This window comes from Pseudomonas sp. JS425 (assembly GCF_018223845.1).
GTDB lineage: Bacteria > Pseudomonadota > Gammaproteobacteria > Pseudomonadales > Pseudomonadaceae > Aquipseudomonas > Aquipseudomonas asiatica.
The window spans coordinates 863,178-878,226 of record NZ_CP073661.1 but is presented as its reverse complement, the minus strand read 5'-3'; the positions used below and the strand labels follow the sequence as shown (position 1 = coordinate 878,226).

Genomic DNA, 15,049 nt, shown 5'->3' with positions numbered 1-15,049 from the left:
GACCGCCCGATACCCCTGACTATACTTAGAAAAGTTATGTTTATGAGGGAGCATCATGGGTTTCCAGGTCATAGAGCAGGTAGTGAATGCTGCTCGAAGAAAGCTGTTGGTGCAAGACTACATCCCTGTGTACTACCCCAACCTATACATCACCATGGAGCACTCGGGCAGAGCCCTCGAAACAACCAAGAAATATCTTGAGCATCTAGCTGTGTTTGAGGAGTTTCTGGCGTTTTCCTCCATTGATCTGATTTCTCACCTCGAACAGCGCCCTCACAGCCGGTACCTAACAGACAGTGAGCTTTCCAGGTTTGTGTCGGACGCGGGGTTCAGCAAGGAAATCTTGGCCATGAAGTATGCGGGGATGCGATTGCATCCGACCGCCTACAAATCCGTTAGCAAAGTCCATGCGCAGCAGCGAATCGAGGCGGTACGCGACTATCTGGCCTTCCTCTATGACAAGTTGGGTGATCACTCAACACGATATGAGGCAGTTGACGATCTGAAGAAGCGCATAAACCGCAAGATCAAAGCGGCCAGGCTTGCGTGGAAAAAAACGCGAACGGACCAAATGAAGGGGCTTACTGCCCAGGAGCGAACCCGTTTGCTGGAAATCATGCATCCGGATAGCGCCGAGAATCCCTTTTCAGATGATGCCATCAGGCTGCGTAACTACATCATTTTGCTGTTGGGTCTCGACATGGGGCTGCGACGCTCCGAGATGTTGTTGATCAAGACCAAAGATATTCACTGGCACAGTCGTCAACTGGCGGTGGTCAACCTGGAGGATGAGAGCATCGATCCACGAACCATGGCCCCGCAATTCAAAACCCACGAGCGCATGCTGGTGATGACCGATGACCTGTATGACGCGATCACTGAGTACGAATCGAAATATCGCCACAGAAAGGCCCGTAGCGGCACATCGCAAGCAAGGAAGCATCCGTTTTTGCTTGTGGCGCACAAGCGAAATGAGGGCGGGCCTCTAACCATCAAGGCAGTGGATGGCGTTCTGTCGAGGATTCGAGTAATAGCGCCGGAACTGGCTCATGTCCACCCGCATATTCTCAGGCATGACGCGGTCTACACCATGCTGGAAAGCATGCGTGAGGAACTGGCAGCGCTCACGCCGGAGGATCGTACCACGCAAGTTCAAAAGACTCTGACATGGATGTTCGGCTGGAGTCCCGAGTCGAACATGCCCGGCCTCTACGGCGCAAAGTTCTGGAAGGAGGAGGCAGACAAAGCGATACAGAAACGGGCCGAGCGGTTTACGTCCAGCCGTCAGAAGGCCGGCATGACACCAGGAGGTTCAGCGTGAACATCGCCGTCGAAGCACTTCAGGCCCCCACGAAGGACAGCCTCGATGCATGGCTGAGCACGCCTCGCCTGGCGAAATGTGGGGAGGTGTTCACACCGACTCACCCCATGTGGAAACCCGATAAATCGGCCAGAAACCCAGTCAACTGGAAAGCGGCCCTTGCCTGTGTTTCGCCGGATTGGCAGCCCTGGTTGCACGCCGCCCTGGCCTATCGAATGGCTGATCATGCAACGGGCTCGGTTGCTAAAGTCGGCAGTGTGTTGTCGCGGGCTGCTCAGGCCAGTCTTGACCCGCTCAACGAGGATCACCTAATCGCTCTGCGGGAGCGCTTTAACGTCAGCGAGTTCAGTCAGTTCGCCGCTTTCATGGCGTTTTGGTGCGACTGCGAGTCCCTCGAACAACGTCCGCCACAAGCCCTGATCGAGGCCTACCAGGCACTGCCCAGAAAAAAGAAATCCAGCCACGATGTGATCCTCAGCCTGGACCCCGAACAGGGTCCGTTCACCCAGGTGGAGCAGGACGCGCTGCACCAATGGATACATGAGCGGTTCTGTCACGGTCAGCTAGATCCCGAGCAATACCTGTATCTGCGCCTGTTGATGATTTACGGGCAGCGTGGCGCTCAGGTGCGCATGATGGTTTTTGGTGATTTCACGAAGACCGATAAGGGCTGCAAGGTCAGGTTTCATTGGGCAAAGCAAAAAGACGGCGAGGCGGGTTGGCGAGCAAAGTCCGAAATCTTCAGTCTGGATGAAGACCTGTACACCACCGTGCAGGCCTACAAGGCCATGGTTCTGGCGAAACTCTGGCAAACCTATCCATACCGCGCCGACTGGGATGCAGCCATTGAGAATGTGCCGCTCTTTCGCCGGAAGATGGATGATGAAGCAGAATTTCCGAATCGGGTGAATCCCCCTATTTTACTCGATAGCCCCCTGCAAAAAGCCCTCGAAAAGGCGCCGCAGCCAATCTTTCATGTTGGAGCAGGCACGGTTCAGGCATGGCTTGATCGCATCGAGCGGATTGAGGGCTTTCCGATTTCGCCTCGCACCCATCAGCCGCTGAAAGTGACGCGGGGGCACCGGTTCAGGCACACCCTCGGCACGGACCTGTCCAATACCGGGCTGGATGAGTGGACGATGGCCAGCGCATTGATGCACAAGAATACTCGGACAGTGCGAAAGTACCGCCAGGTGTCGCCGGAGCTGCTGGCCTTGATCGACGCGAAGATGAGCGACCATCTGGCCTTGGTTGTGAATGCGTTCACCGGGATCATCGTCACGGATCGCACCTCAGCAAAAAACGGGGATCGAGCGGATCGACAAATCGAGGATCTGGCAGTGTGCGGTGCCAATGCCGCCTGCCATCTCGATGCGCCCTTTACCTGTTACGCATGCGGAAAATTCCAACCCCTTCTGGATGCCAATCACCGCGCTGTCCTTGAGCGACTGGAACGTCGGCGGGCGCAAACCATTGCCACGGATAAAACGACCGGCGTGCTCTGGGATCGGGCCATTCTGGCGTGCCGCAAGGTGATTCTGGATTGTGAGGCCACGCGCCAATCAGGGAGGAAAGGCGAATGACCGATGCGTTTGATTCTGAACTGACGAACAACATTGTTGATTTCGAGCCTAGGAGCCAACTGGCTGCGGAGGCTCAGCTCGCGGCGTTTATCGAATGGGCAAAACAGACCCTGCCGAAAGGCATTCCCAATCGCGTGCACTCGAGTATTTGCTGGGAGGACGGCAGTTGGCACAAGCATGGCGTCCAATTCTGTAGCTTCACGGCGCAGGGATCGACCAAGGCAGCCCCAAAGGCGATACAGGCACCCTTCACGGAGTTTGCCAAGGCTATCATGGTGTACCGACGGGTGTATTTGCAGAAAAAGGCAATTAAAGACTGGCTAAGTGCCCTGAAGGTGCTGGAAGCTGCCTTGGTCAAGCTGACCGGTACGCGGGATGTGACGCAGGTGTCCGCCGCTGCCTGCAATGAAGCGTGCGAGCAACTGAGTCGTCACTGGGCAAAAGGCAACAACGCATACTGTAGCAGCAAGGCACTTGAGGCCCTCATCTCACTGATGCGGGCCAAAAAACTGCTCAAGACCGATTTTCGGTGGACCTCTCCGCTGACGATGAAGCCGCGTGGCACGCTCAAGCAGCAAAAAGCGGATTGGGAACAGAAACTGCCCAACCCCGAAGCGATCAAAGCGCTCGGGGAAGTGTTCACTAACGATTTGACCCGCCCTCTGGATATCGTTGTGACATCCGCCTGTGCGCTGTTGCTGAGCGCCCCGAGTCGCGTGGGTGAGTTGGCGGATGTTGAATTGGATTGTCGGGTGTTCAAAGAGGATACCCACGGCAAACGGCGCATGTTCCTGCGCTGGTACGCGGAAAAGATAAACCAGGTTACGCTGAAGCCAGTCGTTAAGCCCGAGATGGAGCCGGTCGTCGAGCGGGTCATCACCTTGTTAAAACCGATCACCGATGAGGCGCGGGCTTACGCCGCCTGGCTGGAAGAGCATCCCGATGAGTTTCCGCCCCATGAAGGGCTGCCACCCAAGGGGCCTGATGAACCGCTCACCTTTGCCGAAGCCTGTGCCGCGCTGAAACTCAGTGTTCATGAGAACCACAACCCGCGAATTACATTCCAAAAGGGTTTCCTAAAACCCATGGAGCAGAACAAGGCTCTCAGCCCCGCCGCCCGAGCCCTTTTGGCCGAGATTCGTGATGGTTTGGATGCCATTAGAGGGACGCCGATATACGTGAAGGACAAGCCAGGAGTCCAGGGTGTTGAGTTGGACGGCCGGTGTGTGATCACGCTGCGCACGCTCAATGTGCTGCTGCGTGAGAAGTATCTCCCAAAGGATTTTCCCTACACCACGCCGTACACGGAGGGCAAGGCGCGGGTGAAGTTTCGTGATGCCTTATTCACCGTGCGCACGGGAGCGCTGGCTGAAGACGCAGGTGGCACTGCCGTGACGCACGGGTTTGGCGTAGAGATCGCGGCGAACCCTAACCGAATGAAGGCGCAATTAGCCAGTATGAACAACCCGGCAAGGAAAAGTCTGTTCGAGCGCCATGGCTACCCCGGTGTCAAGGTCAACACGCATGCGTTTCGACACGAATTGAACACGCGGATGCAACAGGCCGGTCTGTCGCAGCTCCTGATTGACGCCTTCTCCGGGCGCACGACGATGGGATCGGTTTACAACCACGAGACCATCGAGGAGCGCACCCAAGGAGTTGCGGCTTACCACCCCAAAACGAAAAACAGCACCGCTGCTCAGCGTCTGGACAAGGTAAAAACCAATCAGCCTCTGAATCTTGCTGATGTAATGGACCTACGCGAGGGTGAGCAGGACCGCATTATCCATCAAACCCATCTCGGCGTTTGTGTGCACAACTTTGCGTCCGAGCCCTGCCCGAAAATGGGTGCCTGTTTGGACTGCGGGCGGCTTGGCTGCGTCAAGGGGGATGACGTGAAGCTGGCCAACCTCAAGGAAGAACGCGACGACCTCAAACGCCGTTTCGATAAAGCCCTGGATGCGCAGTCTAGGGGTGTATTTGGGGCGTCGGAGTCGGCCAAAAAACTGGGTGAGAAGCTCTTTAAGTGCGAGGCGCTCATGCAAATGCTGGAAAACCCGGAGCTCGAAAACGGTGCCATTGTGTGGAACGCCGATAACGGCTGGACGCTGACCAAGAACGCCGCCGCAATGTCGGGACTGATCGAAGTCAAAGTAATTGAAGAGAACCAGGTGCAAAAGGCGTTGCCATCGTTGGATGACGTCTTGGCTTTGCTAGATGAGATCGAGGGCTAACGATGGGGCATTTAACGCCAAAGGATGAGAAACGCATCATTAAGCTAATTGAGGAATGGTCAGAGCCGAAGCTAACTTGGCCTTTGCTCGTTGAGGCCTGCAAAGAAAAACTGGGTATCAGTCGTGTTCGCCAGTCCCTGATGAATCTACCTGCCGTGGATTTAGCGATGAAGAATTCCAAGGCGGCATTGAAGGCTAAGAAGCTAAAGCCGGGCTGGATTGCCGATATACAAGCAGCCAACGAGCGCATTGAGGAACTGAAAGCGAGTAACCAAAAGCTGTTAGCTGCTGTTCGAGATATGCATAGCCGTTTTTTGATCTGGCAAGCCAATGCTGATCTACACGGTCTAACGCAATCGATGCTGGAGCGGCCGGTTTCACAGCTTCAAAAGAAGAGATGATTGCGCAATTGTGCGTAATTGCATTCACTTGGCCACCCGTTTGCATCGACTTGACCAGGCGCTCGCGTGGGGCGCAGCTTTCCCGTAGCGTCCCCGGTAATCGTTGGCCTGTTCCTTGGACGTCCACGCGTTGAAGATCTACCTCACTTTGCTCGCCTCTAGAGACCGCAGAGGGATTGCGACCTAGAGCTATGATCGCCTGGACCACTACACGGAGATGCTCAGGCATCAGGTAGCCGATGCCATCACCCGACTGTACGATTCCCGGCTGATATCGTTCAGGCCAGGGGAATTTCAGAGCGAGTAGGAATTTGACCGGACTAACCGCTATTTGGTGAGGGAATTTGGTACCCATTGGCCATCTTCTGATGATCAGCAAGCAGCTGCCGAGAAAGACACGGATGCGAGCACGGCTGCCAAGTGGCAAGAAATTCAAGGAAATAGCAGGGAATGAAAGGTTTCAAAAAGGACAACCATTACGTACCGCAGTCGTATCTGAAGCACTGGACGATAGAGGGCAAAGTCCTTGCCTATCGTCTGCTAGTGCCCCATGAAAAAAGCGCGGTTTGGAAGCCGCATTCAACCAAAAGCGTGGCGGTGCTTCGGCATCTTTATACTCGCTTGTCTGGTTCTGAAGCCAGTGACGAAGTCGAGCGATGGCTTGAGCGTGACTTCGAAACGCCTGGATTCGCATCCATCGAAAAGGTAGTTAGCGAGTCGCAGTTGACCCGCGAGGATTGGAACAACTTATTCCGCTTTGCTGTTGCGCAATCTGTCCGTACTCCTGCCCAAATGGAGAGCTTTTTCAAACGCCAAACTGAAACGCTTGAGGCATTTCTGTCAGAGACCATGGAGTGGTCAATCAGCCAAATCGAGGCAGCTTCAGCCGCCGGAGTTCAGTCTGAACCCCCTCCGGTTGTAGACCCTTACGGCAAGCTGCCGCTGAAAATTCACCGTGCGAAGAGTGAGGATGGCGAAGAAGGCATCAAAGCCGAAATCCTAATCGGGCGGAAATTTTGGCTCTGGCAGATCGAACATGTGCTCAAGAGCACCATCAATCGGTTGCCAAATCATCGTTGGACCATTCTACACGCTCCACCTGGAGTCACCTGGCCAACGTCCGACAACCCTTTCATGAGGGTAGGAGTTGGTACGAATGGAACAATTAGTCTTGAGGGCGGCTGGGATGTGCCAGGCACACAGCTGTTCATGCCACTCAGCCCCAAGCATCTCCTGTTCACGTGTGTGGGCTCACCGCCACCTCGGCGCGGCACCACGTTGAGTCTCGCTCAAGCAGCATTTTTCAGGACGATGATTTTGACCGGGGCCCATCACTATGTATTTGCAACAGATACGCGAGATATCGAAGAGTGCAGGCCACGTACGGTCTGTCCCGAGCAATTCAAAGCAGTGCGAAAGCATTGGGCGGAATGGCATGACAGCCAGTCGAGAGAGGAAGCCAATTACCCCGACCGCTGATTTTTGCGGCTCGCCCACGCTTTCATGAGCCAACTCGCCTTCACAATGGCGCCGTTGGGAGCGGTAAGCTGGGGCTGTTCACTAGCATTCCAGTAAAAAATAGTAAAGCCCGCCATGTGAGGCGGGCTATCAAGTGTCTCCGAGGGGAGGCCATGGCCAACAAAGTCTCAGAGCAATCCTCCACAGGTTACCCATTTTGCGCAGCTTGTGCCATCGACCATTGGGTATGACGCAGGCTATGGGGCTGTAATCTCGTCGATTTGTCCTTGCTGCGAATGGCTGTTTTTGGCCAGTCGATAAGCGTAGGTTCGAAGGTCAAGCTTCACCCCCTTGGTTCGCTGCGGATTCCACGCCATTCGGACACTCAGCCCACGCTGATCCGGACACCTGTTCCACGATCATTCGGACAGGCAGTCGGAGCGCAGCGACGCAGGGGTTGCATTGTTAGTCTGAGGCGCCCGGCGCCGTCAATTTCTTCACCCGCTTTCTCATCGACTCGCCCTTGAGGTTGATCCGGTAGGCGTTGTGCACCAGGCGGTCGAGGATGGCATCGGCCAGGGTTGGATCGCCGATCAGTTCGTGCCAGTTGTCCACGGGCATTTGGCTGGTCACGAGGGTCGAGCGCTGGCCGTAGCGGTCGTCCAGTAGCTCCAGCATGTCGCGGCGCTGTTCGGCGGTGAACGGGGCCAGGCCCCAGTCATCAAGGATCAGCAGGTCGGTCTTGGCATAGCCGCTCATCAGCTTGGCGAAGCGCCCGTCGCCATGGGCTAGGCCCAACTCTTCCAACAGGCGCGGCAAGCGCAGGTAACGCACGCTGTAACCCTCTCGGCAGGCCTGGTGTGCCAGGGCGCAGGCCAGCCAGGTTTTACCCACGCCGGTGGGCCCGTTGATGATCAGGTTGAGTCCGTCGCGTAACCACTGACCGCTGCTCAGCTGGAGGATCAGCGCCTTGTCGAGTCCGCGCGGGCTGCGGTAGTCGATGTCTTCGAGGCAGGCGTTGTGCTTGAGCCGGGCCTGACGCAGGCGGCTGCTGAGGCGCTTGTCGTCGCGTTCGGTCAGTTCGCGGTCGACCAGCAGGCCGAGGCGTTCCACGAAGCTCAGGCTGTCGATGTCGGGGGTTTTCAGTTGCTCGGCGAGTGCCTTGAGCATGCCGGTCAGGCGCAGGGTCTGGAGCTTGTCCAGGGTCGGATGGGGCAGCATGGTGGGATTCCTTGTGTTCAGTGGTAGTAGCCGGGGCCGCGCAGATTGGCGTGGTCGTCCGGCAGCAGGGGCAGGTTGGCTTGAGCCAACGGCAGGCTTTCCAAACCCTGGCGCAGGATCGATTCGAGGCTCTTGTAGCTGCACGCACCGAGGCTGAGGGCGCGACGGCAGGCCAACTCCAAGCGCACTTCGCCATGGGTCTTGCCCAGGCGCAGGATGCCCAGGCAGGCCCGGTAGCCTTGGGTTGGGTGGATGCGCCGTTCGAGGATGTGGCTGATCACGCCGGCCGTGTTCGGCCCGGTCTGCTCAGCCCAGCGGATCAGCCGTTGTGGCGTCCACTCGGCGTGCTCGCGATGGCTCTTGGGCATGTGCTCGGCCTGTGTGCTGTGCCGGCCCTTGTGCGGTGAGCGAAGATGGCTGGCCACCCGCTGATTGGCGTGGAAGCACTCCACCGTGCGCGCTGTCAGGCGTACTTCCAGTTGTTTCTTCACCAGTTGGTACGGCACCGAGTAGTAGTGCCCATCAACCTCGACGTGGTAGTCGATGTGCACACGCGCCTTCTTCCACTCGGCATACACGTAGGGTTGCTCCGGCAGCGGCCGCAGCACCGGACGATCCAGGGCTTCGAAGGCCGAGTGCCGGGAGCCCGGCAGCTTGCGAAACGGTCGTCGGTTGAGGCGCTCCAGCAATAAGGCGATGGCGCTGTTGAGTTCGTTCAAGGAGAAGAACTGGCGGTTCCTCAGCGCGGCGAGGATCCAGCGCTCGACCACCTGCACGCCGACCTCGGCCTTAGCCTTGTCGCGCGGCTTACGCGCCCGCGCCGGCACCACCGCCACGCCATAGTGCTCGGCCAGATCGCGGTAGCTCGGGTTGATGTCCGGCTCGTAGCGATGGCTCTTACTCACCGCGCTGCGCAGGTTGTCCGGCACCACGATCTCCGGCACGCCCCCGAGGAAGGCGAAGCAGCGGGTATGCGAGCCCAGCCAGTCCGGCAGCTGCTGCGACCAGGTGGCTTCGGCGAAGGTGTAGCTGGAGGCGCCGAGCACCGCGACGAACACCTGCGCCTGGCGGATCTCGCCGCTGTGCCGGTCGATCACCGGCACCGTCTGCCCGGCGTAGTCGACGAACAACTTCTCGCCGACGCGATGTTCCTGGCGCATCACCACGTCCAGCTTGCCCTGCCAGGCCCGGTAGTGCTCGCAGAACCAGCTGTACTGAAAACCCTGCGGCTGGCTCAGGCGATACTCCTGCCAGAGCAGCGCCAGGGTCACGCCGGGGCGACGCAGCTCGGCGTGCACCCAAGACCAATCAGGCAGTGGCCGCTGCTCACTGGGCACCGCAGGGGCCAGTGGGAACAGTTGCTGTTCCAGTTCGGAATCGGACAACGAGCAGGGCCAGGCTAGACCGCTGGCGGCAAAGCGACAGAGGTAATCACCGGCACTGCTGTGGCCTATGCCCAGACTGCGGGAGATCTTACGGACAGACAGCCCGCAATCGAACTTGAGGCGCAACACCTCACGGATTTTACGCATGGACAAACGCTCCACGACGACCTCTCTGCTTCGAAAAAGAGGTCGATGGTAGTGAATAAATCCTGCGTAGCTGCCTGCCTGGAAAGTGTCCGGATGGCCGTGGAATCGGTGTCCGGATGCTCGTGGAATGAGTGTCCGGATCAGCGTGGAATCACTGTCCGGATGTGCGTGGAATGGGTGTCCGAGTCAGCGTGGAATCCGCAGTTCGCTTCGCGGAGCGGTTCAGGGCCAGCTAAACCCGCATCGCGGAATCCGCCCATAGACTGCTTTCGACCCATTATAGATAGTCCGTTCCACCTTCACTCTGGGTGCTGGTCATGAAACGGTTTTGTCGGCAGTTTGAAGCATCCCCCTAATGCCACAGCGACTATAGGGCACCTCTAAAAATTGCACGCTGGAGCCACATCGAGCGATGAAGGTCGCTAATCCCCGGACATGCTGCTGGCTAGATCTGCAGAGCGCACGGTCTATCTGGCCAGGATGACCCGGCCATCGGCCCGATTCAGGCCATTTTCAGCAGGCTCGTCATCCGTTTCAGGTTGTACGCCGCCGATTTTATCGTCAGGCCAAATTCCGCCCGAGCCAGGCCGATGCTCCTGATCGTCTTTCCTCCCATCTGCGCCAAGCTGGCGAAAATATGTTCGACCCGCGCTCTGGGGCTGGCGATACGTCGATTGCGCGCCTTGTCGCGTTCGCCAATCGGCTGCCCGGCCTGACCTTTGCGCTGGATGTGGGGTCGCCAACCGATCTGCTTGAGCCAACGCTCGCGGGGCTTGTCGTGATACCCCCGATCGGCCCAGAAATCGCGGCTGCTATTGTTCCGATCCAGTACCTCTACCAAATGCAAGGTATCGGCCACGCTGGCGTCACTCACCTTGACCTGACGGATCAGCTTATGCCGCCGATCCACACTGACCGAGAGCTTGTAGCCGAAGTGGGCCTTGCCATGCTTTTTCGTCCAGCGTGCCTGGACATCCTTTTGCCGGCGCTTGGCCGGCGACCATTCGGTCGGCACCCTACCGGCCTTGACCTGGGCCTGCTCCTCGGTGCTGTTGTGCTGGGTCGGGGCCCGGACGATGCTGGCGTCGATGATCTGCCCCTCGCGCGCGCTGAAGCCGTGCAACTGAAGTTGGCGTTGCACTTCGTCGAAAATCAGGTACTCGACCTTGGCCTGCACCAAGCGCTCACGGAAGTTCCAGATCGTATTGCGATCCGGTACGCGGGACGAGTTCTTCAGACCAGCAAAACGCTGGAAGCTCATGCGATCGAGCAGTTGAAACTCCATCTGCTCGTCGGACAGGTTGAACAGGTGCTGAAGCACCAGCAGGCGAGTCATTAGCTCGGTGGGATACGGCGGCCTGCCGCCTTTAGCACGGCTCGGGCGCGGAACCCATCGGTCAATCTCGGTGGCCATGGTTAGGAAGTCGACATGCTTGTTCAGCAAGGCCAGCGGATCACCCAGGCTATCGAGTTTTGCTTCGCGTTCCTGGTCGGCAAACAGGCTGAGCATGGGAGAGATCCTGGCGGTCAAGGGCTCACAATCCTACCTGATGGCGGGGTTTTTAGAGGTGCCCTATAGTCGCCATCAGCAACAGCATCATTGGGGCGCCCTGACCGCTCAACACAAAGGCTGCAGCAAATGGACCAGCGGCCTGAGCGAGAAGCATGGGCCGCGCCAGTGCTCCCATCCGGGCGCCATATCCCTGAGGGCCAAAAAGCACCAACGGCAATGTGCCTCGGGCGATGGTCAGAATCCCCATACCCGCGCCGTAAAGTGCCGCTCCGGGAAATGCCAGCCAAGGCACACCAGGGATAAACAGGCAGATGCCGATGAGGCTCACCATCACTCCGACACGAGCCGACCAGCTCGGATGAAGATGCCGGGCAATCGAGAACTCCAGCACCCTGGCCACCACCTGGGCCGGTCCAATCACCATCCCGACTGCCAATACCGTTACCGTTGGCAGACCCAGTTGCTTGAGCGCTGTGAGCAGGTGAACAGAGAGGCTGGCCATGACGAAGGCGACTACCGTCAGCAGTCCTGCAACAAGCCAGAAAAGGCGGCGGCTACGTTCATCGAGCGTCACCGAAGTCAGTTCTTCCGAGGTTGATTCTTTTCCTGAGCCGAGCGGTTTCGGTACCGCCAGCCAATGAACAGGCGGGCCGACCACTATATGTATCGCAGCAAGCACTAAGCAGGTATCCCGCCAGCCAATCCATGCCTCCAGTGCCGCCAACGCGGGCCATCCGACAGTACTGGCAAAGCCGCCAATCAAGGTCAGTCCCGTTATGGCACCCCGAGCACGCTCTCCCAGCAACGTCCCCAGAGTGGCAAATGCCGCGTCGTACAAACCCGTGGCCATGGCTACGCCGAGGAGCGACCAAGCCAGGTAATAGAGCCACAGAGAGCTGGCGATCGACATCACCATGAGCCCTGCACCCAGCATCAGCGAGCTGAACACAAGGACCGAGCGCCCGCCGCGGCGATCAATCAGTCGGCCAGCCAGCGGAGAGCAAAGGCCAGCAACCAGCATGCCCCAGGACAGTCCGCCCACGACAAACGATAGAGACCAGCCCGTATCGCGAGCAATTGGACCTGCCAGGACCGCCGGCAGGTAGAACGTCGACGCCCAAGCCAAGATCTGGGTGATGCCCAAGGTAAACACCAACCGAGCGCGACCCACGTTGGCTGGCAGGAGCTGTTCATGTCGAGTCACGGCAGTCCTTGTTATGGTTGTTAGTAACAACCAATGTAGTCGACTGAGCTCTGAAAGGTCAATCTGATGACCGGACAGTTGACGGACGCGCTCATCGCCCATATTGTTGCAGGTAACAACTAACTGGAAATGACATGCTGAACAAGCACAACGACGACCTTAGCCGTGATGCTGAAGACCTCTACGAAGCCCTGAATCAGCTGGTGCGCGTCTACCAGTTCAGGGATCGCGATCGCATCTGCTGCTATGACGTATCCGTCACCCAGTGCTACGCCATCGAGACCTTGGTGAAGCAGGGACCACTACGTCTGCAGGCGCTGGCCGAGGAAATGTTCCTGGACAAGAGTACGGCTAGCCGTGTCGTCGATACGTTGGAGCGCAAAGGGTATGTCTCCCGCGTGGAAGATCCGGAAGACCGCCGTGCCGTGCGGGTCCAGGCTACCGAAGCCGGTGCCGACCTGTATGAGCGCATTCGCGATGATCTCATCAATGAAGAAAAGGCGATGATCAGTTGCATGGCGCCGGAAGTACGCCAGGGAGCCCTGACGCTCCTGCGGCAGTTGACCCGCGCTGCTGAGGTACGTTGTGGCTTGGTAAACGAGAGTTGCTCAGCGAAGCCGCAAGAATAATGAGGGGGAGATCCCCCTTTTTTAACTAAATTGTTGTCACTACCAACTTAAAAAAGGAAGCCAGATGCACATTCGCCCCGCTCAGCTCGGTGATGTTCAGGCCATCGCCGAGATTTACAACCAAGGGATCGATGACCGTAGTTCTACGTTTGAGACCCAGCCTCGGACCGCCATGGATGTACAGCCCTGGGTTGCCGATATGTCTCGCTTCCCGGTGCTGGTCGTCGAGCTAGACGGCGCAGTAGTGGCGTGGGCAAACCTGAGCAGCTACCGCGCGCGCTCCTGCTATGCCGGCATCGCTGATTTCTCGATTTACTTGCGGCGAGATGTCCGTGGGCGTGGCATCGGCAAGGCACTGCTGAACGCACTGTTGAGCGAAGCAGAGGCACGGGGCTTCTGGAAAGTCCTTTCCCGCATTTTCACCTTCAACGAAGCGAGCCTTGCGCTCTGCCAGTCCTGCGGTTTCCGAAAGGTCGGCGTCTATGAAAAACACGCATGCCTTGAAGGACGCTGGCTTGATTGCGCCATCGTTGAACGAGTCTTCCCCTCCAACCAACCTGACACAGGAGAACGAGCATGAGCCAATCTGATCTTCCCATCGTAATCATCGGCGCCGGCCCCGTGGGGCTGGCGGCTGCTGCGCACGCACTGGCCCGGGGTATGAACCCACTCATTTTTGAAGCAGGCGGCCAGGCTGGAGAAAGCATTAGCCAATGGGGCCACGTCAGCATGTTCTCGCCCTGGGAATACAACGTAGACAAGGAGGCTGCAACGTTACTGTCGGCAACGGGCTGGCAAGCGCCTGATTCCGACACGTACCCCACAGGTCGTGAACTGCTGGATCACTACTTGCTCCCGTTAGCTGAGCTGCCAGTCATCAAGGAGCGACTTCATCTGAACTCCCGCGTCACTGCTGTGACGAAAGTCGGCGCTGATGTGCAGAAAACCAAAGGCCGCGAATCTGCCGCGTTCCTGGTGCGTGTTAAAGGGCCAAAGGGTGAGCAAGACATCCAAGCTCGCGCAGTCATCGATGCCTCGGGCACGTACGAGACCCCGAACTGGATGGGCGCCTCCGGCATTCCGGCGTTGGGAGAGTTGAACGCCAAAGCGCATATTGCCTATGGGATTCCCGATGTCAGCGGCAATGCGCGCGATCGTTATCTCGGGCGCCGAGTGCTGGTTGTAGGTGGCGGACACTCGGCATTCAACGCTCTTCAGGATCTGGTCCAACTGCCCGGTACCCAGGTTTCGTGGGCTATTCGCGGACACTCGCTAGATAAAATTCTGGGTGGTGGTGCCAATGACAAATTGGCCGAACGCGGCAGCCTGGGTCTGCGAATCCGTGAATTGCTCGAACAAGGAAAGATCTCGCTACACCAGGACATCTCCATCAGCCAGGTCGACACGACCGAACAGGGGCTGGTCGTGCACAGCAATGGCCAAGCTCTGCCAGAGGTGGATGAGATCATCGTGGCCACGGGCTTCCGCCCAAATCTGCAGCTTCTGGGCGAGCTACGACTGGCTATCGACCCGGCTACACAGAGCCCTGTTCAGTTGGCCCCGTTGATCGACCCGAATGAGCATAGCTGCGGTACCGTTCGCCCCCATGGCATCGATGAGCTCTCTCATCCCGACGAAGGCATCTTTATCGTAGGCATGAAGAGCTACGGTCGTGCTCCGACATTCCTGATGATTACCGGGTATGAGCAGGTGCGCTCAATCATGGCCGGGCTTGCAGGCGACTGGGAAGCGGCACGGCGTGTCGAGCTGGAACTGCCAGAAACCGGTGTCTGCAGCCTTCAGTTCGAGGAGCAAGGTGAAGCTTCCAGTTGCTGCGCACCCGAGGCCGCTACTCAAACCAGTTGCTGTGCATCACCGGAACCCCTGGCAACGCCTTCAGCCCAAAAGTCGAGCTGCTGCACACCGGCAGGCCGCGCATAACCCCATGCTCTG

At 58.0% G+C, this 15,049-nt stretch carries 12 protein-coding genes; 8 read left to right on the top strand and 4 right to left on the bottom strand.

Annotated features, from left to right (window positions below; all coding sequences use genetic code 11):
• Positions 1 to 55 precede the first annotated feature (55 nt).
• The 5 genes from KDB76_RS03970 (at position 56) to KDB76_RS03950 (ending at position 7,018) form a co-directional block, all read left to right on the top strand.
• A complete protein-coding gene (locus KDB76_RS03970; protein WP_075043712.1) occupies positions 56 to 1,321 on the top strand; it encodes a site-specific integrase in 1,266 nt (421 codons plus the stop codon).
• Positions 1,318 to 2,904, top strand: coding sequence for a tyrosine-type recombinase/integrase (locus KDB76_RS03965; RefSeq protein WP_051096003.1), 1,587 nt, complete (start codon positions 1,318 to 1,320; stop codon positions 2,902 to 2,904). The genes KDB76_RS03970 and KDB76_RS03965 overlap by 4 nt, the downstream gene beginning before the upstream one ends.
• A complete protein-coding gene (locus tag KDB76_RS03960; RefSeq protein ID WP_075043711.1) occupies positions 2,901 to 5,138 on the top strand; it encodes a hypothetical protein in 2,238 nt (745 codons plus the stop codon). The genes KDB76_RS03965 and KDB76_RS03960 overlap by 4 nt, the downstream gene beginning before the upstream one ends.
• A 2-nt stretch (positions 5,139 to 5,140) precedes the next feature.
• Positions 5,141 to 5,539 carry a hypothetical protein gene (locus KDB76_RS03955; RefSeq protein WP_051096005.1) on the top strand — a complete coding sequence of 133 codons (399 nt, stop codon included), beginning with the start codon at positions 5,141 to 5,143 and terminating at the stop codon, positions 5,537 to 5,539.
• 450 nt (positions 5,540 to 5,989) lie between these two features.
• Positions 5,990 to 7,018, top strand: coding sequence for a DUF4238 domain-containing protein (locus KDB76_RS03950; protein WP_051096006.1), 1,029 nt, complete (start codon positions 5,990 to 5,992; stop codon positions 7,016 to 7,018).
• 444 nt (positions 7,019 to 7,462) lie between these two features.
• On the opposite strand, the gene istB is transcribed toward KDB76_RS03950, so the two are convergent.
• The 4 genes from istB to KDB76_RS03930 form a co-directional block, all read right to left on the bottom strand.
• Positions 7,463 to 8,218, bottom strand: coding sequence for an IS21-like element helper ATPase IstB (gene istB, locus KDB76_RS03945; RefSeq protein ID WP_038408850.1), 756 nt, complete (start codon positions 8,216 to 8,218; stop codon positions 7,463 to 7,465).
• Positions 8,219 to 8,235: 17 nt separating this feature from the next.
• Complete coding sequence (gene istA / locus KDB76_RS03940) at positions 8,236 to 9,750, bottom strand: IS21 family transposase (protein WP_038408847.1); 1,515 nt, start codon at positions 9,748 to 9,750, stop codon at positions 8,236 to 8,238.
• A 502-nt stretch (positions 9,751 to 10,252) separates the two neighbouring features.
• Positions 10,253 to 11,260, bottom strand: a complete 1,008-nt coding sequence (locus tag KDB76_RS03935) for an IS5 family transposase (protein WP_212632227.1) — start codon at positions 11,258 to 11,260, stop codon at positions 10,253 to 10,255.
• Between the two features lie 52 nt (positions 11,261 to 11,312).
• On the bottom strand, positions 11,313 to 12,416 hold the full coding sequence (locus KDB76_RS03930; RefSeq protein WP_349254016.1) for an MFS transporter: 1,104 nt from the start codon (positions 12,414 to 12,416) through the stop codon (positions 11,313 to 11,315).
• A 185-nt stretch (positions 12,417 to 12,601) separates the two neighbouring features.
• Here KDB76_RS03930 and KDB76_RS03925 point away from each other — a divergent pair, with 185 nt between their 5' ends.
• The 3 genes from KDB76_RS03925 to KDB76_RS03915 all read left to right on the top strand — a co-directional run bounded on the left by KDB76_RS03925 (position 12,602) and on the right by KDB76_RS03915 (position 15,037).
• A complete protein-coding gene (locus KDB76_RS03925) occupies positions 12,602 to 13,096 on the top strand; it encodes a MarR family transcriptional regulator (protein ID WP_075043710.1) in 495 nt (164 codons plus the stop codon).
• Between the two features lie 64 nt (positions 13,097 to 13,160).
• Entirely contained in the window at positions 13,161 to 13,676 is a 516-nt protein-coding gene (locus KDB76_RS03920; protein ID WP_051096008.1) for an arsinothricin resistance N-acetyltransferase ArsN1 family A, read from the top strand.
• A complete protein-coding gene (locus KDB76_RS03915) occupies positions 13,673 to 15,037 on the top strand; it encodes an NAD(P)-binding domain-containing protein (protein ID WP_075043709.1) in 1,365 nt (454 codons plus the stop codon). The genes KDB76_RS03920 and KDB76_RS03915 overlap by 4 nt, the downstream gene beginning before the upstream one ends.
• The last annotated feature ends 12 nt before the right edge of the window (positions 15,038 to 15,049 follow it).